Genomic DNA, 26,150 nt, shown 5'->3' on the forward strand with positions numbered 1-26,150 from the left:
TGACGCGAATCGATCAGTGCTGCTCAAGGGAGGCCGGCTTGGAGGCGGAACTGACGTAATGGCACCAGAAACTGAGCCAGGCGGCAATACCGAGGAACTTGAAACCCTCCTCAAAGATCTGCACCGTCTCGTAGGAATTCGGCCACAGCCCCTGGAGGGCATCGGTCAGAACCGACAGACCCAACAGCACCACGGAGACCAGAAAGGTGTCGCCACCGAAGCGCCGCAGGGGGCCACGGAAGCGGAACAACAGCAGTCCGGTGAAGAAGGCGTAGGTGATGTAGAGGAACGCCTCACCGAGGTAGCGGTCATGCACCAGGAACATGTCGTCGAGGCAGAGCCAGAGCGAGAAACCACCTCCGCAGAAGGCGAATTGACGGTTCAGAACGGAGCCTTGGATCTGCCGAGTGGAGGCCGCAAACAAGGCAATGGCCGCCGCCGCCATCCAGAGCAGATAGCCCACGCTGGAAAGAAAACCTTCCCCGAGAGGGGCCTTGCAGGACTGGGCCAAGTCCTTCAGCACCAGCTTGGCGCTGATGCCTTCAGCGCCACTCCAGACCAAGGCGACCGCATAAAGAATGGCCGCCGGCACCACCGCCCAAAGCAGCGTGGATCGCAGGGTGGAACGAACAGGAACACTCATGAAGTCATCTGGGAGAGGTAATCCGTGCTGCCCAGATCAGCCAGGCGCGCATCCTTGGCCACCACAGCATCGTGGAGGCTGCTGCGGTAGGCCTCAAGTTTCCGGGCCAAGCCAGCGTCGGCCACTGACAGGATCTGGGCTGCCAGCAAGCCGGCATTGAGGCCTCCACCGATGGCGACGGTGGCCACCGGAATCCCCCCCGGCATCTGCACAATCGAGTGGAGGGAATCGACCCCGGACAGCGCCCGGCTCTGCACCGGCACGCCGATCACGGGCAGCGTGGTGAGGGCGGCCACCATGCCGGGGAGATGGGCCGCCCCGCCGGCACCGGCGACGATCACCCCAAAACCCTTATCCCGGGCGGCTTGAGCGAAGTTCACCATCTCCAAAGGGGTTCGGTGGGCCGAGAGCACCCGAACATCCACCTCCACTCCCAGCTCGCGCAGGATGGCGGCGGCGGGTTCCATGGTGGGCAGGTCAGAGTCACTGCCCATCACAACGGCAACACGGGGGAGCACTGGCGGCACAACGCAGAGGGGCAAGACTGCCATCGTCTCCTCCGATGGCTGCCGAGGCCAGTGTTGCGTTGATGCACCGGATCACCAACGTTCGTTTGCCTGGCCCCCTGCCCGGGGACGGAGACCAGCGCTATGCCGTCGACCTCGACGACCAGGGGCTGATCTGCCGCATCGACGTGATGGGCGGCGTGGCTCAACAAGTGGCGCAACAAACCGATGCGGACTGGAAGGGCGACTGGCTCAGCCCCCGGGGTGTTGACCTGCAGATCAACGGCGGGTTGGGGCTGGCCTTCCCGGAACTGAGCGAAGCGGATCTGCCCCGGCTGGAGCAACTCCTCGAGCTGTTATGGCGCGATGGGGTCGAAGCAATCGCCCCGACTCTGGTGACCTGCGGCATCGCGCCGCTGCGCCAGGCCTTGGCCGTGCTGCGGCAGGCGCGTGACCTGCACCGACCAGGCCTTTGTCGGCTGCTGGGGGCCCATCTGGAGGGTCCATTTCTGGCCGAAGCCCGCCGCGGGGCCCATCCCCGTGAACACCTGGCCAGCCCAAGCCTGGAGGCTCTCGAGGAACGAATCGATGGGTTCGAAACGGAGATTGCTCTGGTCACCCTGGCCCCCGAACTGGAGGGGGCCGATGCGGTAATCGGGAGGCTGCAGGAGCTGGGCATCAGCGTGGCCCTGGGCCATAGCGCCGCCACGGCCGCACAGGCCAGCACCGGTTTCGATCAGGGGGTGGCCATGCTCACCCATGCCTTCAATGCCATGCCGGGGTTGCACCACCGGGCACCGGGCCCACTGGGGGAGGCCTGCCGGCGCGGAGGGGTTGCCCTGGGGCTGATCGCCGATGGCGTGCATGTTCACCCCACAATGGCGGTGCTGTTGCAACGGCTGGCGCCGGAGCAGACGGTGCTGGTGAGCGATGCACTGGCCCCCTACGGCCTCGCCGACGGAGAGCACCGCTGGGATGAGCGAGTGCTGCTGGTGGAGAACGGCACCTGCCGCCTCGAGGACGGCACCCTGGCGGGGGTGACCCTGCCGCAACTGGAGGGGGTCAAACGTCTGGCCCACTGGAGTAACGCCCCCAGTGCGGCGATCTGGAGCGCCACGGTGGCACCGAGGCGGGTGATCGGCGATGCAACAGGGTGCATGGACGCCCTGGTGGGACGGCCACTGACGCAGCTGCTGCGCTGGCACCAGAAAGAGGGTGAGCTGCACTGGGCCTGCGCTGCTTAGGATCCCGCCGACGCAAACCCTTCCGCCATGGCCCCCGATCAGCTGCTGGAGCAGAAACAGGCCGAGAAGAAGGAGGTGAAGGGCTACTTCGAAACCACGGGTTTCGACCGCTGGAACCGCATCTACAGCGACAGCGATGACGTGAACAAGGTGCAGCGCAACATCCGCATCGGCCACCAGAAGACCGTGGATGAAGTGCTGGCATGGATCAAGGAGAGCGGTGAACTCAGCCAGGCGAGCTTCTGCGACGCGGGCTGCGGCGTGGGCAGCCTCAGCCTTCCTTTGGCAGGGATGGGTGCCGGCTCGATCAGCGCCAGCGACATTTCCGAAGCCATGGCCCAGGAAGCGGAGCGCCGTGCCCGCGAAGCCGGCCTCGACATGGCCAAGCTGAACTTCTTCGCCAGCGACCTGGAAAGCCTTAGCGGCTCTTTCCACACGGTGTGCTGCCTGGATGTTTTCATCCACTACCCCCAGCAACCGGCCGAGGAGATGGTGAAGCACCTCTGCAGCCTCACCGAAAAGCGCCTGATCGTGAGCTTTGCGCCTTACACGCCGCTGCTGGCGCTGCTGAAGGGCATCGGCCAGTTGTTTCCCGGACCCAGCAAAACAACCCGGGCCTACACCCTCAAAGAAGACGGGATCGTGAAAGCTGCCGAGGCCTGCGGCTTCAAGCTGGTGCGCCGCAGCCTGAACAAGGCCCCCTTCTATTTCTCCCGCTTAATCGAGTTCCGCAAAGCCTGATCTCCCTCACTTGGGGGATTCACCTGGAACATTTTGTCCCCTAAGTGAGGGAGACCCGAAAGCCGCCAGGCATGCAGCCGATAGCCGCCATCACCGGGGGTTGCGCTTGCTGAAATCTCGCGATCCGGGAGGTACAGCGGATCCCCCAGCAAGGGACTGCCCAGCTGCGCCAGATGAATGCGGATCTGATGGGGCCGGCCGGTGGTGATCGTCACCCGCAGGCGATCACCCTCGTCTGTGCGCTCCAACAGCTCCAGCTCGGAGTGGGCGGAAAGCCGTTTGCGGATCGGCGCATCGCTGAGCGGTTCGGGCCCCCAGATCCAACTCAAGAGCGGATGCGGCCGTTCCACCACATCACTGCTCACCGTCAGGCACTGCCCCAACTCCAAGCCGGGCACTCGCTGACTCCAGGCCTGATACACCTTGCGGCAACCGCCGTCGGGGCGGAACTGCTCTGACCAGAGGGCACGCGTTTGCGGCGTGCGGGCACACAGCTGCAGACCGGAGGTGAAGCGCCCCAGGCGGTGCACCGGCCGGGCTCCTGTGGGCTCGAGCAGGGCCGTGAGCGTGTGGCGCAGGAACCCCCCACCGGGCATTACCGGCAAGCCGGAGGGCTTGTTGATCACCAACAGATCGCCGTCGTCGTGGATCGTCTCCCATTGATCCGGGATCGCCTCCTCCAGCCAGGGCGGACGCCGCCAAGAGAGGGCCTCACCGCCCTGCAAGGCTCGATCACTGCAGAGCAGCGCTCCATTCCAATCCAGCTCGCCCGCCGCAATCCGCTGCTGCCACACTGCGGCATCGGAGTGGCGATAGCGATCCGCCAACCAATCGCTCACCAAGGTGCCGGCAGCGGCCCGCGGCACACGATCGTGATAGGTCCAGCCGTCGTTGAGCGCTGCCGGCTTCAAGTCACGAGACGGTGCTCCAGGGCGTAGCGCACCAGTTCCGTGCGGCTGGAGGTGCCCGTCTTGTTGAACAACCGGCTCACGTATTTCTCCACATTGCGGATCGAGGTCTCCAACTGGCGGGCAATCTCCTTATTCATCAATCCTTCCGCCACCAGCTGGAGCACACTCGCCTCCCGCGGCGTGAAGCTGTGCACCACCGGCTCGGTGGAAGGCAGCGCTTCGGCCTGGGCCAGCAGCGAGCGGATCTCAGTGATCTGCTTGGCCATCTGACCCATATCAGTATCGGCAAAGCGCGCAGCTTCCTGCAACAGCCGTTGCTGGCGCTGGGCCACGTTGCGCACCCGCGCCACCAGCTCATCGGGATCGAAGGGCTTGGGGATGTAGTCGTCCACTCCGGCCAGGTAGCCCTGAGTGCGGTCCGCCGTCATCCCCTTGGCGGTGAGGAAGATCACCGGAGTGCCTCCGAGCCGTTCATCGGCGCGCAGCTTCTGCAGCAGGCCATAGCCATCCAGCCGCGGCATCATCACGTCGCTGATCACCACATCCGGCAGCATCTGCTGCGCCTTGGCGAAGCCTTCTTCCCCATCCACGGCAGTGGTCACCTCAAAGCCTTCGTCTTCCAGGTAGGCCTGCACCGCCGTGCGCAGGCCCGGCTCATCGTCCACCAGCAACAGACGCGGAGCGGGCGCCGCGACCTCGGCGGATTCAGCAGTGGGGGTGGGCGCGTCGCTCATGGCTGGAATCGCTCTGGGCGCAATGTATGGAGCGCGCGCTCAACGGGCCAGTGCGGGTAACTGCTCCTGCTGTTCGGGTATCAGGGTGGAAAAGCCCAGATCCAGAGCCTTCTGGCGCAACGTGGCAGGGTCGGTTCCCGCCACCTCCGGCACACAGGCCGCCCACCACACCAGGTGATCCTCACGGTTCACGTCCGTGATCGGACCGCCGGGGTTGAGGGTGCGCACATAAACGGCCGATGGCGTGCGTTTCACCCGCAAGGGCTTCTCTGTGGAGCAATTGACGCTCTCCACATAAACGTTCAGATGCGACGCCGACTCCTCCCACAAGCTGTAGCTGCGGGTGTCGGGATTCGACGGCGCTGGCTTGACTCCATAGATCCCGATCGACAGGGTGCCAACGGGGGCCGGTCGTTCGATCAACACCTTGAGATCAGCCGGCCGCGATTGGCGCATCCGCTCCAGCACCTGCTCACGATCGAAACCACTCACGGGCTGCGCCCAAATCAGCCCCCCCAAACCCAGGAGAGCCATCGGCATCCGCAGACCCATGCCAGCGCTGTTCGCAATGCAGCACCATGATCGCAACATCTGCCTGAATCGTCCTGAGCGGCTCGGCTCTCGCCTTTGATTTCCAGGCCACCACCCCCTGTGCGGCTGAGGTGGTGGAGGCGATGGCACCCTTCTGGAGTACGGACTGGGGCAATCCCTCCAGCCGGCAGCATCGGCTCGGCCTCAGCGCCTCTGCAGCGGTGAAGCTGGCGCGGCGCCAGTTGGCGGAGACCTTGGGGGTGAACCCAGAACGGCTGGTGTTCACCAGTGGCGCCACCGAAGCCAACAACCTGGCGCTGCTGGGCCATGCCCGCGCCCTGGGCAAGGCGCATCTGATCAGCGTGGCCACCGAACACCACGCCGTGCTCGATCCGCTCCAGCAGCTGCAACGGGAGGGGTTCAGCGTCACCCTGCTGACCCCAGGCCCCGATGGACTGATCAGCCCCGAGCAGCTGGAGGCGGCGATCACCCCTGAGACGCGGCTGGTGAGCGTGATGGCAGCCAACAACGAAATCGGCGTGCTTCAGCCGCTCGAGCAGCTGGGAGCTGTCTGCCGCAGCCATGGCATCACCCTGCACAGCGATGGGGCCCAGGCCTTCGGAACCTTGCCACTCAACCCCGATGCCCTGGGGGTTGATCTGCTCAGCCTCAGTGCCCACAAGCTTTACGGACCCAAGGGCATCGGTGCCCTGGTGCTGCGGGAGGGCATCGCGATCGAACCGCTGCAGTGGGGGGGCGGCCAGGAGTCGGGACTCCGGGCCGGCACCCTGCCCACCGCCTTGATCGTGGGCTTTGCCGCCGCCGCCCGCCTGGCTCTGCAGGAGCAAGATCAGCGCAACAGCCGGCTTCAGAAGCTGCGCGATCAGCTCTGGGAGGGCCTGCAGCGGCGCCTCCCGGGGGTGCTGCTCAATGGAGCCCTGCAGCCGCGTCTTCCCCACAACCTCAACATCAGCCTGCCCGGGGTGAACGGCAGCCGCCTGCACCGGGCCCTGCGCCCCCACCTGGCCTGCAGCAGTGGCTCCGCCTGCAGCAACGGCGCCCCATCCCACGTGCTCCAGGCGATCGGCCGCTCGCGCGCTGAAGCCGAAGCCTCGTTGCGGTTGAGCCTGGGGCGCGACACCACAGCCACCGATGTGGATCAGGCCATCGCCGCAATCAGCGACGCCGTTGCTGCCACCAAAGCTTGAGCTCCCTAACGTCCGCGCAGCTGCCTGGACGCCATGGCCACCACCCCCTCCCCGACAGGACTTTCCTTAGGGCAGGCCCTGCAGGACGGTTGGCAGGTGTTCCGGCGCAGCCCTTGGCCATTTGTGGGCTTTGTGCTGCTCAGCTTCGGCTGCAACCTGGCGCTCGACTGGCTGCCCGCCCCCGCCAACAGCCTGACCAGCGGTTTGATCAATCTCTGGGTCTCGATCGGATTGATGCGCGGGGTCTGGCTCGGCTTGCAGGGCAAACAACCGACCTTTGGCGATCTGATCAAACTCAATCCAGGAGCAACTTGGCGCCTGTTCAGCCGTCAGTTTGTTCTGGGGCTGTTGCTGACACTGATCAGCGGCGCAGCGTTCGCCTTGGCGGTGAATGCAGCGCAGGCGAGCCCCTTGGTAGAGGACCTGGTGAGCCTGAGCGTGGGAGCTGATGGGTCAGACCCCAGCCAACTGCCGGTGTTGCTGGCTGCGCTCCAGGCTTTGGGATTGCAGCTGCTGAGCAGCCCCGTCGCGATGCTGCTCCTATTCCTCGGCAGTGTCTTGAGCCTGTACATCCAGGTGAACCAGGCTTTTCTGGGCTACCTGGCCGTGATGAAGGGCCTCGGCCCCATCCAGGCCCTGCAAGCAGGCTTCACCACGGTTCAGTAGCACTGGTGGACGGTGTTTGGCCTGCTGGCACTGCAGCTGGGGGGTTTGGCGCTGGGCTTTGTAGCCTGCGGATTCGGCCTGCTGGCGGCCGTTCCTGTGGTGTCTGGCCTCACTGCTTCCGCCTACCGCCAATTGTTCGGCGATGACGATGCCGCCGGGTTCATGAGCGGCCGCTAAGCAGCCACCAGACGCTGGGCCACGCGCCACTTGGCACTGCGGCTGCGGGGATTGGCCTCCTCCTCCTGCTCGGTGGCCACCACCGGCTTGCGGGTGATCCGTTGCAAGCGCTCATCGCGCAGAAAGGCGGTTTTGACTCGGCGGTCTTCCAAGGAATGGAAGCTGATGATTCCCAGAAGCCCCTCGGGCTCGAGCCAGTCAGGGGCTTGCTGGAGCAGGCGATCGAGCACCCCCAACTCATCGTTCACGGCAATCCGCAGGGCCTGAAAAGTGCGGGTGGCGGGATGAATCCGCCCCCGCCGCGCCTTGGGGGGATAGCAACCGGCCACGGCGTAGGCCAAGGCCGCGGTGCCGTCATAGGAACCCTTGTCTTTGAGATCGGCTTTGATCCGCCGAGCGATGCGGCGGGACAGCCGCTCCTCCCCGTAGCCATAGATCAGATCCGCGAGCTCGTTCTCCTCCAGGCGATCAATCAGCTCAGCCGCAGTCTCCCCTTCACCAGCGGCATTCATCCGCATGTCCAAGGGACCATCCAGGCGAAAACTGAAGCCCCGCTCCGCCACATCCAGCTGCGGGCTGCTCACCCCCAGATCCGCCAGAACCATCACAGCGGGCTCTGGCGGCACGTAATCGGCAAAGTTGGTGGCCACGATCGAGACGCGATCGCCAAAGGAGGCCAGACGCTCCGCGGCCGCGGCCCGGGCCGTGGCGTCCTGGTCCAAACCGATCAATCGCAGGCCGGGATGCTGTTCCAGCAACAGAGCGCTGTGGCCACCGCCACCGAGAGTGGCATCGATCAACAGGCCATCCGGACGGGGAATCTGCCGGGCCGCATCCAGCACCGCATCGGCCAGCACGGGCACATGGCTGAAGGGGGGCACAAGCCACAGGCGAAGACTCCTTAAGATCTACACATCGATCGGACCACCGCTCCCATGACGCAGCTGGAAACGCGCACGGAGCCCATGGTGGTGAACTTCGGGCCCCACCACCCCTCCATGCACGGGGTGCTGCGGCTCGTGGTCACCCTCGATGGAGAGGACGTGGTCGACTGCGAACCGGTGATCGGTTACCTCCATCGCGGCATGGAAAAGATCGCCGAGAACCGCACGAACGTGATGTTCGTGCCCTACGTGAGCCGCATGGACTACGCGGCGGGGATGTTCTACGAGGCGATCGTGGTGAACGCCCCGGAAAAACTGGCGAATATCCCAGTGCCCAAGCGGGCGAGCTACATCCGGGTGCTGATGCTGGAACTCAACCGCATCGCCAATCACCTGCTCTGGCTTGGACCCTTCCTTGCTGACGTGGGTGCCCAGACCCCGTTCTTCTACATCTTCCGCGAGCGGGAGATGATCTACGACCTCTGGGAAGCCGCCACCGGCCAGCGGCTGATCAACAACAACTATTTCCGCATCGGCGGCGTCGCCGCGGACCTGCCCTGGGGCTGGCTTGAAAAGTGCCGCGATTTCTGCGACTGGTTCGGCCCCAAGATCGATGAATACGAAAAGCTGATCACCAACAACCCGATTTTCCGGCGCCGGATTGAAGGCCTGGGAACGATCGAGAAGGAAGACGCCATCAACTGGAGCCTCTCCGGTCCGATGCTGCGCGCTTCCGGTGTGCCCTGGGATCTGCGCAAAGTGGATCACTACGAGTGCTACGACGATTTCGACTGGCAGGTGGCCTGGGAGAAGGAAGGCGACTGCTACGCCCGCTACCGCGTGCGCATCGAAGAAATGCGCCAGTCGCTCAAGATCCTGCGCCAGGCCTGCGACATGATCCCAGGCGGCCCCACCGAAAACCTCGAGGCCAAGCGACTCAACGAAGGCAAGGGCAGCGACGCCGCCGGTTTCGACTTCCAGTACGTAGCCAAGAAGGTGGCGCCCACCTTCAAGATCCCCAACGGCGAGCTGTACACCCGGCTGGAGTCGGGCAAGGGCGAGATCGGCGTGTTCATCCAGGGCAACAACGACGTCACCCCCTGGCGATTCAAGATCCGCGCTGCTGACAGCAACAACTTGCAGATCCTTCCCCACATCCTCAAGGGACACAAGGTTGCCGACATCATGGCCATCCTCGGTTCCATCGACGTGATCATGGGATCGGTGGATCGCTGATCTCTGAATCGTTTTCTGCGGCGGTTGCAACGCGCGGGCTACCTGATACCCGCGACCCTGACCGGCGCGTTGTGGCTCAAGGGCCTTCATCCAGGCCTTCCAGGCCTTGGATGTCCGCTGAGGGCCCTCACCGGCGTGCCCTGCCCCACCTGCTTTCTCACCCGTGCAACTGCGGCAGCCCTCACCGGTGATCTGAGCGGATCACTGCAATGGCATCTCTTCGGCCCAGTTGTTGCCGTTGTGCTGGTGCTCTGGAGTGTGGTGGCCCTCCAGCAACGACGCCTCATCCCCAGGGGCCTGCCCCTCTGGCCCCTTCCGCTTGTTGGTGGAGGGTTGATCAGCTACTGGCTGCTGCGCCTGAGCACCAACGGCTGGCCCAGCGGCTGAGCGCTCAGCGCAACAGGCCGCGCTCATAGGCGACGTTCTGAAGGAAGAAGCTAGCCATGGGAATCACCACAAAGCCGCCCAGACCACAGGTCAGCAGAGCGAGCAGCCCCACAACGATGCCCACCAACACCTCTAGGCCCACAAAGCTCAAGCCGTTCTGCGAGCGGTAGACCACCTGGAACGAGTTGGCAAAGGCTTCACCGATGCTCATCTCGGTAACGAAGATGCGATTGACGAACACCGGCGTGACCAAAGCCACCGCAAGCCCGGGAAGGATGCAGAGCAGAAAACCCATGGTGGTGACCAGCGAAAAGAACAGCCCCGCCAGGACGTAACGCCACCAACGGCCGCTGAGCAACTGAGCAGCCACTGAAATCGTCACCACCTCCCCGCGCTCGTAGTAGAGGGCAGGAACAGCCACCAACAGCACCGATAGAAGGCTGGCGAGGATCGAGAGAGGCAGCTGAACCAGTTGGGCGAGCACCGCCCCGAGCCCCACTGCCGCATCGCTGCTGCCAAGGATCGCGGACACCACAACGAGGGTGAGGCCATAGACCAGAACAGCCAACAGCGACAGCACGATGGAGCCCACCCAGCTCACCAGCACCACGGGAATGTGCTGCAGGAAGGCCTGCCAGGCCTTCTGAATGGACGGGGGCTCATGAGCGATCGGCGCGGCCATGCTTCAGGCGGGATTTCTGTCAGGGTGACAGTCGGCACCGGCTCGAACAACACATCGCCATGACCTCTGCCCCCTGGCTGGAGCTGAGCCGAACCGTGCGCTTCAGCGACACCGACGCCGCCGGCGTGATGCACTTTCAGCAGCTGCTGGGCTGGTGCCACCAGGCCTGGGAGGAAAGCCTGGAACGCTTTGGCTTAACAGCGGGATCGGTTTTTCCCGGCGGCCGCGGAGAGCAACCGAGCGTGGCGTTGCCGATCGTGCACTGCCATGCCGATTACCGCGCCCCGGTGCAGGTGGGCGACAAGCTGCTGATCCGCCTGAAACCGGAACGGCTCGATCCCAGCAGTTTTGTGGTGAACAGCCGGGTGCTGCTGGACGAGCAGCTGGTGGCCTCAGGCTGCCTGCGCCATGTGGCCATCGACGCCAGCACCCGGCGCCGTTGTGCCCTGCCCGATGGGGTGGACCGTTGGCTGGAAGCATCAAGCCTCGGCCGCATCCAACCGCTCTAACCACTCCCGCCAGCGCTGGCGATGCCATTTCCCCAGCGCATTGGGGGCCAGGTCGGGACACAACAACCAGCGCCGCGGCGTTTCCGCCGCTGGCCAGGGCCGCGTCAGCAGCTCAAGGCGCTGCAGCACCGCAGCGTCAGAGCTGCCCACCAGGGCCACCAGCCGCTGCCCCCACTCCGGATCGTCCACACCAAGGAGAAGCACGGCGTTCACCGGGAGCGATGCCGCCTGCAGCGCCGCCATCAAGCGCTCCTCCAGCTGCTCGGGGAACACGGTTTCGCCACCGGAGTGAATGGCGCCATCGATTCGGCCTGCAATCTGGAGACCAGGGGACAACGCGGCCTGATCCCCGGAGCGCCACCAGCCATCGGCATCCCTGAGCGATTCCCACCGATCCGGCTGATCCACCCACCAACGGCCCAGGGCCAAGCGATCGGTGCGCACCTGAAGCGCCCCATCCGTGGCGAGCCGCAGTTCCACATCCATCAGCGGGTCCCCACAGCCAGGCTCGCCAGCCAAAAAACGCTCCGGAGGCAGCGCCGCCACCATCGCCGCCGTCTCCGTTGAGCCATAACAAGGAGCCAGCGGCAGCTGCAACACACGTGCCTGCTCCGCCAACGGAGCCGGGAGAGCAGCGCCACCGATCCAGATCACCTGCAGCTGCTGCAAAAAGGCCACCCCATCGGGATGGGCCAGCAGCCGCGCCAGCTGCGTGGGCACCAAGGACAGCACTGCAGGGTTCTTGCCCCAAGCGGGCAGGCCCTGGCAAAACGCAAGCAATTCGGTGGGGGTTTTCATCAACCCTGCCGGCAGCTGCTGATGCCCCACGCCCCAGCAGCGGGAGCGCCACCAGGGCATCAGACCACTCACATGGGCCAGCGGCAGTGGATTGAGCAGCAGGGTGGAGGCGGGGTCAACGCCAATGCCCGTCAACCAATGGGCGGTGGCGGCGGCCGAACGGTCCAAATGCAGCGACGGCTGGGCGCAGCAACGGCTGCCGCCACTGCTGCCACCACTGCGCACCACCACCCCTGGCCCCGGCGGCAATTGAGCGATGGGGGCCGCTTCCGCCTCCGGCGACAGGGACACCCACTGCCCTGCCGCCAGCCCCTGCTCCAGCCGCTCGAACTCGCTCATGCCGCCGCGGCCCAGACCTGCTCTGGATCGTTGGAGAACATCGGCCCCGTTGGCGTCCAGCCGGGGGCCAGGCCCGGTGCCGCCGGCGTGGGCCCCTGGGCCTGAAGCCCGGCCAGATGCTCCAGCCAGCGCCGACCGATGCCGGTTTCAAACGCCGTGCTCAGCATCCGTTGGGGCAGTCCCTCCTGCAGCTCCTGCAACAACATGCGGGGATCACCCTCCAGCGCAGGCCGCCGCACCTGCCAGCCGCTCCAGCTGCGGCGCAGCTCGGGGTGCTGGTCGAGGGATTCATCGAGGGCCACCGGCCCCAGCGCTGCCAACTGATCCAGGCCGGCTTGATCCTCCACCGGCAGCGGTTGCTCCAACCAGTCCAGGCGCGGGTCATCGCGCAACCGCTGCATCCAGGCCTCAGCCGTGCTGCGATCCCAGCCGCCATTGGCATCCAGACGCAACCGGGCCGTGGGCGGCAGCCGCTGGAGCAGCTGCTCGAGCAGCTGACGCTCCAGAGCATCCGGCAGCGTGGCCACCTTCCACTTGAAGGTGCAGCGCTCCAGGCCACCCATCGATGCCGCAGCAGCCTCCAGGGCCAAAAGCATCGCCTCGCCAGCCGGCAGCAACAGCGCCGGGGCAGGAGCCTTCAGCCAGCCCTGGGGCGAAGCAACGCCCACCACACCCTGCAGCTCCGCCAGTGCCGCACCAACGCCAAAACCCACCGGCCCCGGGGTTTCCCGCAACACACTCTCCAGCTGAGCCTGAGAAAGCACGTCCGGCAGCGCGGCGAGGGCGTGCTCACAGGCCGTGAACTGATGCGGCTGAAGCGGAGCCACTTCGCCCCAGCCCACGGCCCCATGTTCGTCATCAAGCCGCAGCAACCAGCCACAGCGCTCCCGCAGCTCGCCGGATGCCGTGCGCAGGGGCTGCAGCAGGGCAAAGCGAAAGCGGCGACGCTGCAACCGGAGCGTCATCCGCCGGTCCAGACACGAGCCAGCGCCAGGCCCGCACTCAGCCCCAGACCATTCCAACCCTGGAAGCGCAAGGCCAGAAATTTGCTGCCGCTGATCAGCTCCGGCCGGTCGTGATGGCGCTGGAGCAAACGCATCAGCTGCACGCCGGCAGGAAGGCCAAGAGCGCTCAACAACACCGTCGGAGGCCAGTCCCCATGCAGCACGGGCACCCACTCCAGCGCCAGCGTCAGGGCCACAAACCAGGGCACCAAGGCCGCTGCCCGGGCCGTGCCCAGACGCACCACTGGGGACCGTTTGCCGTGGGCGGCATCCTCCTCCACCTGATGGAAGTGGGAGCAGAACAACACCAGGGTGGTCGCCAGGGCGGGACCTGCCCCCAAGATCAAGGCGGTGCCCCAAGGAATTGACGCCGTGCCCCTCGGTTGCAACACCACCAGGGCCGCTGCGGTGGCGAAGGGCCCAAAGGCCAACCAGCACAGGGGCTCACCCAGGCCGCGGTAGCCCAGGCGAAATGGAGGACCCTGGTACATGTAACCCAAACCGCAGCAGACCAGCACCAGGGCCAGCACCGCACCGCTGCTGTTCCAGGCCAACCCGGCCATCACCAGCAACCCGAGCACCAGCGCAGCGGTCGACCCCTGGGTGACACGGTCCCTGCGGCCGGTGAGATTCACCACGGAATGGGGCTTGCCGGTGGCATCCACACCCGTGGCTGCATCAAAAACATCGTTGCTGAGGTTTTCCCAGAGCAGCAGCAGGATGGCCGCCAGCACAAAGCCCCCCAGCTGCAGCCATCGCAGCGAGCCCGCCACCCCGAACTGCCATCCAGCCGCCAGCAGCACGGGCATCACCGCGACGGAATACATCGGCCACTTGATCGCTGCCTTCCACAAACGGCGCCGATCGGCGTAACGGGATGCGACAGCCTGCGGCTCAGACATGGACAGAACCCGTTCCCGCAGGGCGAAGACCCATACATTTGAGCAGTAACCCTGGCCGGAAACGCCGCGGATGTCGGCTGATTGTTGTTTCAGCACCCTCCTCTCCGCTGCCCAGCGGGGTTGGTTGGGCTGTGACGGCGATGAAGCGCTGCTCAGCCTGGCCCTGCCGATCGAAGGGATCGACCCGCTTCTGGCCTTGCCGCAGCTGGCGGAACAGGAAAGCCTGCAGGTGCTGTGGGACAGCGCGCCGGGCCTCTGCCTGGCTGCCGCAGGGCCCTGCCAAGAACTGGAGCTGGCCGGCAGCCGTCGCTTTGAGCAGGCCCAGCGCTTCGCCGACCTCTGCCTCAGCCGCCTGCACGACACAGCACCGGACAGCCCAGCCCATGCGCGGCCTCGGGTGCTGCTGCGCTTCCGCTTCTTCGATCAGGTGAGTGAGCGACGCCGCAGTGAAGCGGTGGTGCCATCGGTGCAGGCGGTGCTGCCCCGTTGGCAGCTCAGCCGTCAGGGACGCCGAGGCTGGCTGCGGCTGAATGGGGTCGTGAGCAGTGCAGCGGACTGCCGCGAGCTGGCGGAACAGCTCTGGCTCAAGCACGAACAGCTGCTCATGACGCCGGCCACGCCAACCCGGCTCACGCCCCAGGCGCTGGTGGCATCAGAACCGGAAACCTGGCGGCAGCGCTATGCAACAGCCCTCACCCGCGGCATTGATCTGGTCAACAGCGGCGACCTGCACAAACTGGTGCTGGCGGTGCGACACCGCATCGTTCTGGCCGATACCTTCGACCCCTTACCGCTGTTGAAACGGCTGCGGCGGCAGCAAGCCGGCAGCTGCCGCTTCCTCTGGCAGCGCCATGCCGGGGATGCCTTCTTCGGTGCCTCACCGGAACGGCTGCTCAGCCTGCGCGCCGGATGGCTGCGCAGTGATGCCCTGGCCGGCACGGCGGGTCAAGGGGATTCCGGGGCGCAGCTGCTGCGCTCCGACAAAGACCGCCGCGAACACGAACTGGTGGTGGAAACCATCACTGACCAACTGCGCCGCAACGGGTTGACCCCCCGCCGCCGCCGCCAACCCCAACTGGCCCGCCACGGCAACCTCACCCACCTGCACACCCCAATCACAGCGGAAACCCATGGTCAGCCCGTGCTGGCGCTGGCCGAACAGCTGCATCCCACCCCCGCCGTTGCCGGGTTGCCACGCCGCGACGCAATGGCCTGGCTGCGAACCCTCGAGCCGTTTGAACGGGGCAGTTATGCGGCGCCGATCGGTTGGATCGACAGCGCCGGTGATGCGGAACTACGGGTGGCGATCCGCTGCGGTCATGCCCGCGGCTGCGAGCTGGACCTGACCGCCGGAGCCGGCCTGGTGCGGGGGTCCGTTGCCGAGCGCGAGCTGCAGGAAGTGGGGCTGAAGCTGGCGGTGCTGGCGGACCAGCTGGAACTTCAGACCAACGCGCGCAACCGCTCGATCGTCTGATCCGCCAGGGGTTGGTTCATCAGCCGCTCCACTTCCCGCACCCCCGTGGGGCTGGTGACGTTGATTTCGCTGAGCATCCCGCCGATCACGTCGATGCCAACGAAGAACAACCCTTCCGCCCGCAGCGCCGGGGCCAGGGCAGCGCAGATCTGACGTTCCCGCTCGGTGAGTTCTGTGGCTTCCGCCTGGCCACCCACGGCCAGATTGCTGCGGAATTCTCCGGCTGAAGGACGCCGGTTAATCGCCCCCAGGGGGTCACCATCCACCAGCAGGATGCGTTTGTCACCTTCGCTCACGGACGGCAGAAAGGCCTGGGCCATCACCGGCAAGCGTTCCTGCTCGGTCACCAGTTCCAGCAGGGCCTTCAAGCCCGGCGACTGGCCGTTGACCCGAATCACCCCCAGGCCTGCACGACCCCCCAGGGGTTTGAGCACGATCTCCTGCTGCTCCTGGGCAAACAACAGCAGCTCAGCCACCCGCCCAGCCACAAGCGTGGGAGCCATCCAACGGCTGAAACGCAAGGCCCCCAGCTTTTCGTTCCAGCTGCGCAGCGCGCTGGGGCGATTGAGCACCCGGACTCCAGCGCGCTCGGCTACCTCCAACAGATGGGTGGCGTACAGATACGCCTCATCCACAGGCGGGTCCTTCCGCATCCAGATCACGTCAAATCCAGCCAGGGCCTGACGCTCCGCCACCCCAAGCGTGATCCAAGGCTCCGGGGTCACCGGCAAGGCAATCGCAAGGGGTTCATCGCCCCGCGCAATCAAATCGGAGGGCGTGCAGGCCCACACCTCATCGCCAGCGCGATGGGCGGCCTGCATCAGTGCAGCGGTGGAATCCTTGGCTGGATTGATCTGCCCCAGCGGATCCAGAACGAACAGCTGGCGCATTGATCAGGCCTTCAGCAGCGCATCAAGCTCACCGGCACGATCCAGAGCGTGGAGGTCATCGCAACCGCCGATGTGGCGGTCATCGATGTACACCTGCGGAACACTGCGGCGACCATCACCCCGGGCCGCCATGGCATCCCGAGCGGGCTCATCGCCATCCACGCTGTGTTCGGTGTAACTCACTCCCTTGCGATCCAAGAGCCCCTTGGCGCGGACGCAGAACGGGCAGGTACGCCAGGTGTAGATCTCAACCTTGGCCATTGCGTTGGTGATGCCAGTGGTCGGATCCTATGCAGCAACTGCGCTGATAGCGTCAGAGGCTGATCAGGACAGAGTCCTTGCTGGATCTCACCGACTTCAAACGCGACCTCTCCGAGCTAACTGACCGCCTGGGCAATGCCCAGGACTGTCTTTGACGTTCCTGCACTGAACGCCAGGCAACAGGATCTCGAACAACTCGCGGCCCAGCCCGATTTCTGGGATGACCAGCAGAACGCCCAGAAGCAGATGCGACGTCTGGATGAGGTGAAGGCCCAGCTATCTCAGCTGGCCGGATGGCGCGGTGCTATCGACGACGCCCAGGCCACCCTTGAGCTTTACGAGCTGGAGCCCGACGAGGACCTGCTGCAGGAGGCTCAGAACGGTCTGAACCAGCTGCGTCAGGGGCTGGACCGTTGGGAGCTGGAGCGTCTGCTCAGCGGCGAATACGACAAGGAGGGTGCCGTCCTCAGCATCAATGCAGGTGCCGGCGGAACGGATGCCCAGGACTGGGCCCAGATGCTGCTGCGCATGTACACCCGCTGGGCGGAAGACCACGGCATGAAGGTAACCGTGGATGAACTCTCCGAAGGGGAGGAAGCCGGCATCAAGAGCTGCACGATCGAGATCGAAGGTCGCTACGCCTACGGCTACCTGCGCAACGAAAAGGGCACCCATCGCCTGGTGCGCATCTCACCGTTCAACGCCAATGACAAGCGCCAGACCAGCTTTGCCGGTGTGGAGGTGATGCCCAAGATCGAGGAGGAGGTCAAGCTCGATATTCCTGAAAAGGACCTGGAGATCACCACCAGCCGCTCGGGCGGCGCGGGTGGCCAGAACGTGAACAAGGTGGAAACCGCCGTGCGCATCCTGCACATCCCAACCGGGCTGTTTGTGCGCTGCACCCAGGAGCGCTCCCAGCTCCAGAACAAGGAGAAAGCAATGGCGTTGCTGATGGCCAAGCTGCTGGTGATCGCCCAGGAGCAACGGGCGGCCGAAATCGCCGACATCCGCGGCGACATCGTTGAAGCGGCCTGGGGCAACCAGATCCGCAACTACGTTTTTCAGCCATACCAAATGGTGAAAGACCTGCGCACCAATGAAGAAACCAACGATGTGCAAGCGGTGATGGATGGGGCCCTCGACCCGTTCATCGACGCCTCTTTGCGCCAGGGTGTCGACAGCCCCGGCGCCGACGCCGATTCCTGATCCCATGGCCAGCGAGAGCACCCCACCGCCGAGTTTCGTCAAACAGGCCATGCGCAACATGGTGCGCAAGGGCAGCAAGAGCCTGTTTCACTTCGGCCTCACCGCCATGGGCTTCCTCGGCTTCATCACCCTTGTGGCTTGGCTGGGGCGTCCGACCCTGCCGGGCTAGGCATGGAGCTCGACCTCGCATTGGATCGGGAGGAAGGGGCTCTGCAAGCCTCGGAAAGCGGCGATTTGCTCGATGAAACGGTCTGGCTTCAGCAGTTGGAGCTTTGGCTGAAGATCGTTTGCGGGGATGAGAGCCTCGACTGCCCAACCCTGGTGCGTTCGGCGGAGGAGTTGAGCCTGGGGCTGCGCTTCACCGATGACGCCACCATCGCGGATTTGAACAGCGCCTGGCGCCAGAAGACAGGCCCCACGGATGTGTTGTCGTTTGCCGCCCTCGACGACGCCGGCGACTGGATGGAGGGCCCCAGCATCGAACTGGGAGACATCGTCGTTTCTCTGGAGACGGCCCGGCGTCAGGCCAAGGAGCAGGGGCACAGCCTCCAACAGGAATTGCGCTGGCTGGTGAGTCATGGCCTGCTGCACCTGCTGGGCTGGGACCATCCCGATGAGAAGAGCCTTGCCACGATGCTTGCCCTGCAGGAGAGGCTTCTAGGGGATGGGTGACCTGAACAATCCGGGTAATCTTCGGGCAGCGGCCATGTGCCCTGCGGAGTTGGAGTTGCGTTCCGATGACCACTGAATCGCCCCGGACAGCCTCCGCAGACGCAGCTTCAGAGGAGGTAGCCATGGTGCCCAACGCCATGCGGCGACGGGGCAGCTGGCGCATCGCCGGCGATCTGCCGGCAAGTTTTCGCTACGCCGCCCAGGGCCTCGGCTACGCCTTCCTCACCCAGCGCAACTTCCGTATCCATGTGGTGACGGGGCTGGTGGTGTTTGGCCTGGCCACCTGGCTGGAACTGGATCTGATCCGCCTGGCCGTGCTGGTGCTTACGGTGGCTGCCGTTCTGGTGTTGGAGCTGCTGAACACAGCGGTGGAAGCGGTGGTGGATCTGGCCATTGGCCGGCGCTATCACCCCTTGGCCCGCATCGCCAAAGACTGTGCTGCTGCCGCCGTGCTGACGGCCGCCATCAGCTCCTTGCTGATCGCTCTGTTTCTCCTGCTTCCGCCGCTCTTGCTCCGCCTGGGGCTCTGACTCCCGATTCTCAGATGCTGCTGGTCATCGACAACTACGACAGCTTCACCTTCAACCTGGTGCAGTACTTCGGTGAGCTCGCCGCCCAGCATCCGTTGGCAGCCGATCTGCAGGTGCATCGCAACGACGCCATCAGCCTGGAGCAGATCCGCGCCCTGAAGCCCGACGCGATCCTGCTCTCTCCAGGCCCTGGCGACCCGGATCAATCGGGCGTCTGCCTCGACATCCTCAAAGAACTTTCCGCAACGGTGCCCACCCTGGGGGTGTGCCTGGGCCATCAGGCCATCGCCCAGGTGTACGGCGGCCGGGTGGTGCGCGCCCAGCAGCAGATGCACGGCAAGACCTCACCCGTCCTGCACAAAGGTGACGGCGTGTTCGCGGGACTGCCCCAACCGCTGACGGCCACCCGCTACCACTCTCTGATCGCCGAACGCGACACCCTGCCGGACTGCCTCGAGGTGACTGCCTGGCTCGAAGACGGCACGATTATGGGCCTGAGGCACCGGGAGCATCCGCACCTGCAGGGGGTGCAGTTCCACCCTGAAAGCGTGCTCACCGATCAAGGCCACCAACTGCTGGCCAACTTTCTGCGGGAAGCGGAAGGCTGATCCAGCCGAGCATCATGAGGCTCATCTTGCACATCGGGATGCACAAAACGGCATCCACAACGATTCAGAGACGGCTAAAAGCCAACAATCCAAAACTCCAGGATTTCGGCTTTCGCTACGCCGCCAAGGAACGGAAGACGCTGCTCAAGGCCGTTCGAAAGAAGAACTTCAAACCTTGGCGAAAGCTGATTCGTCAGGCCCAAACGGAAGGGTTCACCCCGATCGTGTCCCATGAGGCGTTCTCACACATTCTGAGTCGGCCCCGGTCTGCCAAGGACAGCCGCTGCCTCGGTGATTGGCTGCTGAAGAAATTGAACCAAGCCGGCGTCGATGTGACCGTGATCGGCTTTGTGCGGGATCAACCCAGCTACCTCAACTCTCACTACACCCAGCACGTCAAGCGCTTCGCCACGGCGCAATCGCTGGAGGCCTACGCCGCCAAAGCGATGAAGCCATCGATCGGCAAACGCACCTGCGATCCGGAACAGCTGTTCGGCTGGCTCGACAAGCAACCATCCGTCCATACGGTGTTCTTTCCCTATGACCGCTCCATCACCCCACCGCCATCTCTTGGGGAGGGCCCCAAGGAACCCTTCGCTCAGTTGATCCACTGCCTGGGAATTCCGGAAACCGTGCGGTTCAAGCCGGTGGACAACCAGAACTCCCAGCCGGGTGATCTGGCCATCCGCACCGCGTTGCAGCTCAGCCAGGAGCTCAAACGCGAGGGCGTTCGTCTGGGCAAAAAGGCCAAGCGGGCCCGCACCCTGCTCTGCCAGGAAGCCGAGCGCCGCAACTGGATGGAGACGCCCTACATGGGCGTTGATCCAGAGCTCAACCAGCGCATCCGGGCCTGGCTGCGGCAACTGGGCAGTGCCATCGGCAGCAAGAAAGAACGCTGTTAGCGTCCGAAGCACGTTCTTCCCTTCCCATGTCCGTCCTGCGTTCCGCTGTGACCGCCGCTGCAGGCCTGGCAGTCAGCCTCACGTCGCCGGCCATAGCGGGCGGTGGGGTGTCGATCAGCAGCTACGGGCAACGGGCATTGCTGATCCAGGGGGGAGGCCAGTCAGTGTTGCTCAACCCCTACAAAGCAGTTGGTTGTGCTGCAGGGCTGCCTGAGCCCCGACTGACGGCCGGCGTTGTGCTGGCCAACTCCGAACTGGCGGATGAGGGAGCCCGCGAGGTGGCCGGCGGCCGCTTTCTGGCCCAACCCGGGTCGTACCGGATTGGTGGCCTGAGCCTGGAGGGCTTTGCCAATCCCCACGACCGCGTGGGCGGACGCCGCTTTGGCAACGCCACCCTCTGGCGCTGGCAGCAGGGGGGCCTCAACTTTGCCCACCTCGGTGCCACCGCTGGAGAGCTCGCGCCTGCCGACCGGGTGCTGCTGGGCAACCCCGATGTGTTGATCATCGGCGTTGGCGGCGGCAGCAAGATTTACAACGCCGAAGAAGCCGCGGCAGTGGTGAATCAATTGAATCCCAAGCGCGTCATACCGGTGCAGTACGTCAACGGCGACGCGCCGGAAGGCTGCGACCAAGAGGGTGTTCAACCTTTCCTCGATGCCATGGATGGCACCGCCGTGCGCCGGGTGGGGCGGTCGCAAACCCTGCCGGGCCGCCTCGACGACACCACCGTGATCACGGTGATGCAGTGATCAGCGCCTTCAGCTGATTTCTGTCCCAACCCGCCAGCACAGCCAACAGCAACATCACCCTGGCTTTCTGGGGATTGAGGCTGCCTGCTGACAGCAGCCCGAGTCGTTCGTCGTCGGAATCGCTGTGTACGGGCCCTGACCCGCAACGGTTGGCCCGCAGCATCAACGGCCGCTTCCCTGGCCAAGCCTCAAGCGCCGAACGCTCAGCCGCCGACAACTGGCCGGCCCCCGTTCCGGTAAGCACCAGGCCCGCAACACCGGCATTGAGACAGGCGCTGAGCAGGAGCAGCTCGGGCTCCACACAGCCGTAGACGATCGGCACCTGGGGCCATTGCTCAGGCAAATCGAGATCAGCGAAGGGCACCTGCCGAGGTCCACGAGCTGTTGGCAGATGAACGCCAACGTCGTCCACCCAGCCCAAGGGCCCGCTACTGGGGCTGGCAAAGGCCCCCACCCCTTGGGTGGCCAACTTGGTGACCCGCTCGGCGGCATGGATCTGGCCATCCATCACCACCAGAACACCCTGACCGCGCGCTTCTGGGCTTAAGGCCACCTGCACCGCCTGCAACAAATTGAGGGGGCCATCGGCACTGAGGGCCGTGGCCGGCCGCATCGCCCCGACCAGCACCACCGGCCGGGGATCGTCGATCAACAGCTGCAGCAACCAGGCGGTTTCCTCCAGCGTGTTGGTGCCATGGGTGATCACCACCCCACCCAGCTCGGGGTCCGCCGCGAAGGCAGCACGGATGCGCCCCACCAGCGCTCGCCAATGGGCAAACAACAGATCAGCGCTGTCGACGTTGGCGATCTGCTCCACATCAATCGCCGCTAGCTCCTGCAGCTGCGGCACCGCCGCCAGCAGGGCATCACCCCCCAGCACACCCGCGGTGTATTCGTTCAGCGTTGCACTGTCGGCCGCACAGCCGGCAATGGTCCCGCCGGTGGCCAGCAGCAGCAGGCGGTTCATCGCTGCAGGGGGAGGAACGCCTCCATGAAGCGCTGCATCTGGCTTGTGGTGCCGATGCTCACCCGGAAGCAACCATCAATCAGGGGCTTGCCCGCCATCGAACGCACCAGGATTCCAGCCTCGCGCAACGTTGCATCCACCTCCGCCACCGGGCACTGGGGCCAAATCAGCAGATAGTTGCCGCCAGCACAGTGATGCCGTACGCCCGCGTCCCGCAGCGCCTGCAGGGTCCAGTCGCGAGCGCGCAGCACCTCGGCCACATAGGCATCCACGTACGACTGATCCGCCAACGCAGCGAACGCCGCGGCCACAGCCACGCTGTTGACGTCGTAGGGCCCCGTGACGCGGCTCACCCGATCGACCACATCGGCATGGCCGATGGCAAAGCCAATCCGCAACCCCGCCAAACCAGCTGTTTTGGCCAGAGAGCGGAACACCAGCAGGTTCGGTGTGGCCGTGAAATCTGCACTCGGCAGCACGCTGTCTCCGGTGAAGGCCTCGTAGAGCTCATCCACCACCACCAAGGTGCCCGGGGCTGAGGCCGCCAAAGCAATCACCTCTTCTGCCGCCAAGCGCGTGCCGGTGGGATTGTTGGGGTTGCAGATCAACAGCAACCGCGGCGCGCGAGCCGCCAACGCCTCCTGAATGGCCGCCAATGGAAAGTCGAACGTCTCGCCTTCGTAGGGGATCGCTTCGATCGTCATGCCCTGCATGCCAGCGCAGGGGCTGTAGTAACCGAAGGTGGGCGCTGTGGTGAGCAAGGTCTCACCGGCATCGCCATAGGCCTGAAACACCGCATGGATGGCGGCATCCACGCCGTTGAACAGGCCCACCTGATCCGGCTTCAATCCCGGCCGGCAGCCGGTTTCCACCAGGTTCTGGAGCAACGCGTCCCGCAGGCCGTCGTACTCCGGGTACACGGCAATCTCTTCGGTACTGAAGTTGCGCAGCGCCTGGGCCACCAGGGGGCTGGGGCCGATGGTGTTCTCGTTGAAATCCAGCCGCAGCATCTGGCGGCGGCCCTCCAACGGCGCGCTGTAGGCCTTGAGCTGCTCGACGGCAGCTCGAGCCGCCGGAGCACCACCGGGTGTGAACGGTTGAGTGTTGTCGCTCACATGCGGTCCAGGGTGGCGATGCCCAGCAGTCCGAGCCCCAGTCTGAGGGTGTCGGCCGTTAAACGGCAGAGGGCCAGGCGGGATGCCAGCGCTTCAGGATCGGCCTTGAGCACAGGCACCTGGTCGTAGAAGCGGTTGAACACCTGGCTGAGCTCAAACAGATAGCTGCACAACCGGTTGGACAGCAGCTCCTCCTCCACCTCAGCGATCACGGCATCGAATTTGAGCAGCTCCCGCACCAGGGCCCACTCCTGGGGCTCGCTGAACTGCAATTGGGCATTCGTAGCCGCAAGGTCGCCCCCCTTGCGGGCGATGCCGGCGATACGCACCACGGCATAGAGCAGATAGGGCGCCGTGTTGCCCTGCAGCGCCAGCATCCGATCGAAAGAGAACTGGTAGTTGGTGATCCGGTTCTGGCTGAGGTCGGCGTATTTCACCGCCGCCAAACCCACGGTGCCCGCCACATGCTGGATGAACTCCTCCGACTCGCTGCGTTCCTCATCCTTCAGGCGTGAACGGAGATCAGTTTCGGCGCGCTCGACGGCTTCATCGAGCAGATCCCGCAGACGCACGGTGTCGCCCGCGCGTGTCTTGAGCTTCTTGCCGTCCTCCCCCTGCACCAGACCAAAGGGAACATGCTCGAGCCGCGCACCGTCCGGAATCCAACCGGCCCGTTCGGCCACCTGGAATACCCCGGCGAAGTGGTTGGCCTGGCCGGCATCGGTGACGTACACGACGCGGCGGGCGCCATCCCCCTCCGGAGCGGCACCAAAGCGGTAACGGATGGCCGCCAGATCGGTGGTGGCGTAGTTGAAGCCCCCGTCGCTCTTCTGCACGATCACCGGCAGGGGCTTGCCGTCCTTGCCCTGCACACCCTCAAGGAACACGCACTGGGCGCCGTCGTCGGTGACCAGCAGTTCGGCGGCCTTCAAGCCATCAATCACCCCCGGCAGAAAGGGGTTGTAGAACGACTCGCCGCGCTCGCTCAGTCGGATGTCGAGCCGGTCGTAGATCTTCTGGAACTCCCGCCGCGACTGATCACAGAGCAGGCCCCAGGCCTTGAGCGACACCGAATCGCCCCCCTGCAGCTTCACCACCTCATCGCGGGAGGTGGACTGGAAGGCTTCATCGTCATCGAAGCGCTTCTTGGCCTCGCGGTAGAAGGCCACCAGGTCTCCCAGGTCCACCGCATCGGCGGTCTCCAGGGCTTCCGGCGCCACCTGCTTGAGATGGGTAATCAACATGCCGAACTGGGTGCCCCAGTCGCCCACGTGATTGAGCCGCAGCACCTGATGACCGCGGAACTCGAGCACCCGCGCCAGCGAGTCGCCAATGATCGTGGAGCGCAAATGCCCCACATGCATTTCCTTGGCGATGTTGGGGCTCGAGAAGTCCACCACCACCGGCGCCGCGTTGCTGACCGCCGGCACGCCGAGCCGCTCGTCCCCCAGCCGGGCCGACACCTCCGCCGCCAGCCGCTCCGGGCGGATCGTGAGGTTGATGAAGCCCGGCCCGGCGATCTGGGGCTCCAGGCAGAGGTCTGTGAAGGCGGGATCGGCCTGCAGCTGCTCCACGATCGCCGTGGCGATCTGCCGGGGGGCTTGCTTCAAGGGCTTGGCCAGGGGCAGCGCACCGTTGGCCTGGAAGTCGCCGAATTCCGGCTTGCTGGCGGGAGCCAACTGGGGGTCCAGCCCCGCGTCAGCCTCCGGGAAGGCCCGTTGCATCGCCGCCCGCAGCTGGGCATCCAGGGACTGGGACAGGCTGAGCATGGGCAGTGCGTGGCCGGGGGAATCCGGCTCTGATCATCCCTCTTCAGGTGAAACGCATGCTCAGGTCCAACCAGCGGCTGCGGGTGACTGGCGCGCTGGTGGAGATCAGATCGATGCCGGTGGCGGCGTAGGCCTGCAACTGCTCTGGCTGAATGCCGGAGGCCTCCAGCACCACTCCGCGATTGCTGCAGTCCCGCAGGCGCGGCACCAGCTGCGTGAGCTGCTCAGGGCTGAATTCATCCAGGAGCACCCCACTGGCGCCCGCCTGCACCGCCTCCAGCGCCTGGGCCTCCGTCTCCGCTTCCACAATCACGGACGCAGGCCAGGGAGCCTGCTCACGCACCGCCGCGATGGCCGCCGTGATGCCACCGGCCCAGGCGATGTGGTTCTCCTTGAGCATGGCGGCGTCATCCAGCCCCATGCGGTGGTTGATGCCGCCGCCGCAGCGCACCGCGTATTTCTCCAGCAGACGAAGCCCAGGGGTGGTCTTGCGGGTGTCGGCCAGACGCACACCGGTGCCCTCGAGCTGGGCCACCAAGTCAGCCGTAGCGGTGGCGATGCCCGAAAGCCGCATGGCCAGGTTCAAGGCGGTGCGTTCCCCGGCCACCAAAGCCGTGGCCGGCCCCTGCAGCTCCAGCAGGCAGTCCCCGGCCTCAACGGCGTCACCGTCCTGCCGCAGCAACCGAACGCTCACCGCGGGATCTAGCCGCTGAAACAAGCGCTGCACCAATGGCCCACCACAAAACCGACCCGGCTGTTTGGCGACCCAATGGGCCTGACCCTGCTGGCCATGCAAGGCAGCCGCCGTCAGATCGCCGCGGCCGATGTCTTCCGCCAGCCAGGCCTCCAAGGCAGCGGTGAGTGCCGGGGATTGCCAGTCCAAACCGTTCCAGACGTCCGCTGAA

General features: G+C 65.2%; 32 protein-coding genes. 16 read left to right on the forward strand and 16 right to left on the reverse strand.

Annotated features, from left to right (window positions below; genetic code table 11):
* Positions 1 to 13: 13 nt before the first annotated feature.
* Positions 14 to 643: an oxidoreductase gene (locus SynA1562_RS11775; RefSeq protein WP_186493998.1), complete on the reverse strand. Its 630-nt coding sequence runs from the start codon at positions 641 to 643 to the stop codon at positions 14 to 16.
* On the reverse strand, positions 640 to 1,194 hold the full coding sequence (gene purE / locus SynA1562_RS11780) for a 5-(carboxyamino)imidazole ribonucleotide mutase (RefSeq protein ID WP_186493999.1): 555 nt from the start codon (positions 1,192 to 1,194) through the stop codon (positions 640 to 642). Before purE ends, SynA1562_RS11775 begins: the two co-directional genes overlap by 4 nt.
* 11 nt (positions 1,195 to 1,205) lie before the next feature.
* On the opposite strand from purE, the gene SynA1562_RS11785 reads away from it, so the two are divergent.
* Positions 1,206 to 2,393, forward strand: coding sequence for an N-acetylglucosamine-6-phosphate deacetylase (locus SynA1562_RS11785; protein WP_255445666.1), 1,188 nt, complete (start codon positions 1,206 to 1,208; stop codon positions 2,391 to 2,393).
* 27 nt (positions 2,394 to 2,420) lie between these two features.
* The gene (gene bchM, locus SynA1562_RS11790; protein WP_186494000.1) at positions 2,421 to 3,134 is read left to right on the forward strand and encodes a magnesium protoporphyrin IX methyltransferase; all 714 of its coding nucleotides are present in this window, start codon (positions 2,421 to 2,423) and stop codon (positions 3,132 to 3,134) included.
* Here the strand turns inward: bchM and SynA1562_RS11795 are convergent.
* From SynA1562_RS11795 to SynA1562_RS11805, 3 genes are read right to left on the reverse strand one after another with little or no spacing between them, the layout of a single operon-like run.
* A complete protein-coding gene (locus tag SynA1562_RS11795) occupies positions 3,098 to 4,045 on the reverse strand; it encodes an RNA pseudouridine synthase (RefSeq protein ID WP_186494001.1) in 948 nt (315 codons plus the stop codon). The two genes, bchM and SynA1562_RS11795, sit on opposite strands and share 37 nt — an antisense overlap.
* Positions 4,042 to 4,779: a response regulator transcription factor gene (locus SynA1562_RS11800; protein WP_186494002.1), complete on the reverse strand. Its 738-nt coding sequence runs from the start codon at positions 4,777 to 4,779 to the stop codon at positions 4,042 to 4,044. Before SynA1562_RS11800 ends, SynA1562_RS11795 begins: the two co-directional genes overlap by 4 nt.
* A gap of 39 nt (positions 4,780 to 4,818) precedes the next feature.
* Positions 4,819 to 5,370 (reverse strand): hypothetical protein, encoded by a 552-nt coding sequence (locus tag SynA1562_RS11805; protein WP_186494003.1) that lies wholly within the window; start codon positions 5,368 to 5,370, stop codon positions 4,819 to 4,821.
* Between the two features lie 83 nt (positions 5,371 to 5,453).
* On the opposite strand from SynA1562_RS11805, the gene SynA1562_RS11810 reads away from it, so the two are divergent.
* From SynA1562_RS11810 to SynA1562_RS11820, 3 genes are read left to right on the forward strand one after another with little or no spacing between them, the layout of a single operon-like run.
* On the forward strand, positions 5,454 to 6,518 hold the full coding sequence (locus SynA1562_RS11810) for a cysteine desulfurase family protein (protein ID WP_370593210.1): 1,065 nt from the start codon (positions 5,454 to 5,456) through the stop codon (positions 6,516 to 6,518).
* A gap of 33 nt (positions 6,519 to 6,551) precedes the next feature.
* Positions 6,552 to 7,184 carry a hypothetical protein gene (locus tag SynA1562_RS11815; protein ID WP_186494004.1) on the forward strand — a complete coding sequence of 211 codons (633 nt, stop codon included), beginning with the start codon at positions 6,552 to 6,554 and terminating at the stop codon, positions 7,182 to 7,184.
* Between the two features lie 12 nt (positions 7,185 to 7,196).
* Complete coding sequence (locus SynA1562_RS11820) at positions 7,197 to 7,361, forward strand: hypothetical protein (protein WP_186494005.1); 165 nt, start codon at positions 7,197 to 7,199, stop codon at positions 7,359 to 7,361.
* On the opposite strand, the gene rsmH is transcribed toward SynA1562_RS11820, so the two are convergent.
* Positions 7,358 to 8,242: a 16S rRNA (cytosine(1402)-N(4))-methyltransferase RsmH gene (gene rsmH, locus SynA1562_RS11825; protein WP_186494006.1), complete on the reverse strand. Its 885-nt coding sequence runs from the start codon at positions 8,240 to 8,242 to the stop codon at positions 7,358 to 7,360. The genes SynA1562_RS11820 and rsmH overlap by 4 nt on opposite strands.
* Before the next feature lie 54 nt (positions 8,243 to 8,296).
* Between rsmH and SynA1562_RS11830 the strand changes: the two genes are divergently transcribed.
* Positions 8,297 to 9,481 carry an NAD(P)H-quinone oxidoreductase subunit H gene (locus tag SynA1562_RS11830; protein ID WP_115009907.1) on the forward strand — a complete coding sequence of 395 codons (1,185 nt, stop codon included), beginning with the start codon at positions 8,297 to 8,299 and terminating at the stop codon, positions 9,479 to 9,481.
* Between the two features lie 24 nt (positions 9,482 to 9,505).
* On the forward strand, positions 9,506 to 9,868 hold the full coding sequence (locus SynA1562_RS11835; protein ID WP_186494007.1) for a DUF2752 domain-containing protein: 363 nt from the start codon (positions 9,506 to 9,508) through the stop codon (positions 9,866 to 9,868).
* A 4-nt stretch (positions 9,869 to 9,872) separates the two neighbouring features.
* Here the strand turns inward: SynA1562_RS11835 and SynA1562_RS11840 are convergent, their stop codons facing one another.
* Positions 9,873 to 10,550 (reverse strand): hypothetical protein, encoded by a 678-nt coding sequence (locus SynA1562_RS11840; protein WP_186494008.1) that lies wholly within the window; start codon positions 10,548 to 10,550, stop codon positions 9,873 to 9,875.
* 59 nt (positions 10,551 to 10,609) lie between these two features.
* On the opposite strand from SynA1562_RS11840, the gene SynA1562_RS11845 reads away from it, so the two are divergent.
* On the forward strand, positions 10,610 to 11,059 hold the full coding sequence (locus SynA1562_RS11845; RefSeq protein ID WP_186494009.1) for a thioesterase family protein: 450 nt from the start codon (positions 10,610 to 10,612) through the stop codon (positions 11,057 to 11,059).
* Here the strand turns inward: SynA1562_RS11845 and SynA1562_RS11850 are convergent.
* The 3 genes from SynA1562_RS11850 to menA are packed head-to-tail and all read right to left on the reverse strand — an operon-like array spanning position 11,030 to position 14,102.
* On the reverse strand, positions 11,030 to 12,196 hold the full coding sequence (locus SynA1562_RS11850) for an AMP-binding protein (protein WP_186494010.1): 1,167 nt from the start codon (positions 12,194 to 12,196) through the stop codon (positions 11,030 to 11,032). The genes SynA1562_RS11845 and SynA1562_RS11850 overlap by 30 nt on opposite strands.
* Positions 12,193 to 13,161: an o-succinylbenzoate synthase gene (menC, locus tag SynA1562_RS11855; RefSeq protein WP_186494011.1), complete on the reverse strand. Its 969-nt coding sequence runs from the start codon at positions 13,159 to 13,161 to the stop codon at positions 12,193 to 12,195. Before menC ends, SynA1562_RS11850 begins: the two co-directional genes overlap by 4 nt.
* Positions 13,158 to 14,102 (reverse strand): 2-carboxy-1,4-naphthoquinone phytyltransferase, encoded by a 945-nt coding sequence (gene menA / locus SynA1562_RS11860; RefSeq protein WP_186495432.1) that lies wholly within the window; start codon positions 14,100 to 14,102, stop codon positions 13,158 to 13,160. The genes menC and menA overlap by 4 nt, the downstream gene beginning before the upstream one ends.
* A gap of 70 nt (positions 14,103 to 14,172) precedes the next feature.
* On the opposite strand from menA, the gene SynA1562_RS11865 reads away from it, so the two are divergent.
* Complete coding sequence (locus SynA1562_RS11865) at positions 14,173 to 15,576, forward strand: isochorismate synthase MenF (RefSeq protein WP_186494012.1); 1,404 nt, start codon at positions 14,173 to 14,175, stop codon at positions 15,574 to 15,576.
* Here the strand turns inward: SynA1562_RS11865 and gshB are convergent.
* Positions 15,543 to 16,466 carry a glutathione synthase gene (gene gshB, locus SynA1562_RS11870; RefSeq protein ID WP_186494013.1) on the reverse strand — a complete coding sequence of 308 codons (924 nt, stop codon included), beginning with the start codon at positions 16,464 to 16,466 and terminating at the stop codon, positions 15,543 to 15,545. The two genes, SynA1562_RS11865 and gshB, sit on opposite strands and share 34 nt — an antisense overlap.
* Before the next feature lie 3 nt (positions 16,467 to 16,469).
* On the reverse strand, positions 16,470 to 16,727 hold the full coding sequence (gene grxC / locus SynA1562_RS11875) for a glutaredoxin 3 (protein ID WP_038552616.1): 258 nt from the start codon (positions 16,725 to 16,727) through the stop codon (positions 16,470 to 16,472).
* Between the two features lie 77 nt (positions 16,728 to 16,804).
* Here grxC and prfB point away from each other — a divergent pair.
* From prfB to SynA1562_RS11910, 7 genes are all read left to right on the forward strand, one after another.
* Positions 16,805 to 17,933 (forward strand): peptide chain release factor 2 gene (gene prfB / locus SynA1562_RS11880; protein ID WP_222929798.1). Its coding sequence is split into 2 segments (ribosomal slippage): positions 16,805 to 16,879 and positions 16,881 to 17,933, totalling 1,128 coding nucleotides; the frame shifts between segments, so codons are not numbered across the junction.
* A 4-nt stretch (positions 17,934 to 17,937) separates the two neighbouring features.
* Positions 17,938 to 18,102 carry a DUF3285 domain-containing protein gene (locus tag SynA1562_RS11885; RefSeq protein ID WP_071840165.1) on the forward strand — a complete coding sequence of 55 codons (165 nt, stop codon included), beginning with the start codon at positions 17,938 to 17,940 and terminating at the stop codon, positions 18,100 to 18,102.
* A gap of 2 nt (positions 18,103 to 18,104) precedes the next feature.
* Positions 18,105 to 18,605 (forward strand): rRNA maturation RNase YbeY, encoded by a 501-nt coding sequence (gene ybeY, locus SynA1562_RS11890; protein ID WP_186494014.1) that lies wholly within the window; start codon positions 18,105 to 18,107, stop codon positions 18,603 to 18,605.
* A gap of 122 nt (positions 18,606 to 18,727) precedes the next feature.
* Entirely contained in the window at positions 18,728 to 19,135 is a 408-nt protein-coding gene (locus tag SynA1562_RS11895) for a diacylglycerol kinase family protein (RefSeq protein WP_255445795.1), read from the forward strand.
* 14 nt (positions 19,136 to 19,149) lie between these two features.
* On the forward strand, positions 19,150 to 19,743 hold the full coding sequence (locus SynA1562_RS11900) for an aminodeoxychorismate/anthranilate synthase component II (RefSeq protein ID WP_186494016.1): 594 nt from the start codon (positions 19,150 to 19,152) through the stop codon (positions 19,741 to 19,743).
* Between the two features lie 14 nt (positions 19,744 to 19,757).
* Positions 19,758 to 20,645, forward strand: a complete 888-nt coding sequence (locus SynA1562_RS11905) for a hypothetical protein (RefSeq protein ID WP_186494017.1) — start codon at positions 19,758 to 19,760, stop codon at positions 20,643 to 20,645.
* 26 nt (positions 20,646 to 20,671) lie between these two features.
* Positions 20,672 to 21,394 carry an MBL fold metallo-hydrolase gene (locus SynA1562_RS11910; protein ID WP_186494018.1) on the forward strand — a complete coding sequence of 241 codons (723 nt, stop codon included), beginning with the start codon at positions 20,672 to 20,674 and terminating at the stop codon, positions 21,392 to 21,394.
* On the opposite strand, the gene SynA1562_RS11915 is transcribed toward SynA1562_RS11910, so the two are convergent.
* The 4 genes from SynA1562_RS11915 to nadC are packed head-to-tail and all read right to left on the reverse strand — an operon-like array spanning position 21,378 to position 26,128.
* A complete protein-coding gene (locus tag SynA1562_RS11915) occupies positions 21,378 to 22,361 on the reverse strand; it encodes an asparaginase (protein ID WP_186494019.1) in 984 nt (327 codons plus the stop codon). The genes SynA1562_RS11910 and SynA1562_RS11915 overlap by 17 nt on opposite strands.
* Positions 22,358 to 23,476 carry a histidinol-phosphate transaminase gene (locus tag SynA1562_RS11920; protein ID WP_186494020.1) on the reverse strand — a complete coding sequence of 373 codons (1,119 nt, stop codon included), beginning with the start codon at positions 23,474 to 23,476 and terminating at the stop codon, positions 22,358 to 22,360. Before SynA1562_RS11920 ends, SynA1562_RS11915 begins: the two co-directional genes overlap by 4 nt.
* Positions 23,473 to 25,245: an arginine--tRNA ligase gene (gene argS, locus SynA1562_RS11925; protein WP_186494021.1), complete on the reverse strand. Its 1,773-nt coding sequence runs from the start codon at positions 25,243 to 25,245 to the stop codon at positions 23,473 to 23,475. Before argS ends, SynA1562_RS11920 begins: the two co-directional genes overlap by 4 nt.
* Before the next feature lie 43 nt (positions 25,246 to 25,288).
* Positions 25,289 to 26,128, reverse strand: coding sequence for a carboxylating nicotinate-nucleotide diphosphorylase (gene nadC, locus SynA1562_RS11930; RefSeq protein WP_186494022.1), 840 nt, complete (start codon positions 26,126 to 26,128; stop codon positions 25,289 to 25,291).
* Between the last annotated feature and the right edge of the window lie 22 nt (positions 26,129 to 26,150).

Source organism: Synechococcus sp. A15-62 (genome assembly GCF_014280075.1).
Lineage (GTDB): Bacteria > Cyanobacteriota > Cyanobacteriia > PCC-6307 > Cyanobiaceae > Parasynechococcus.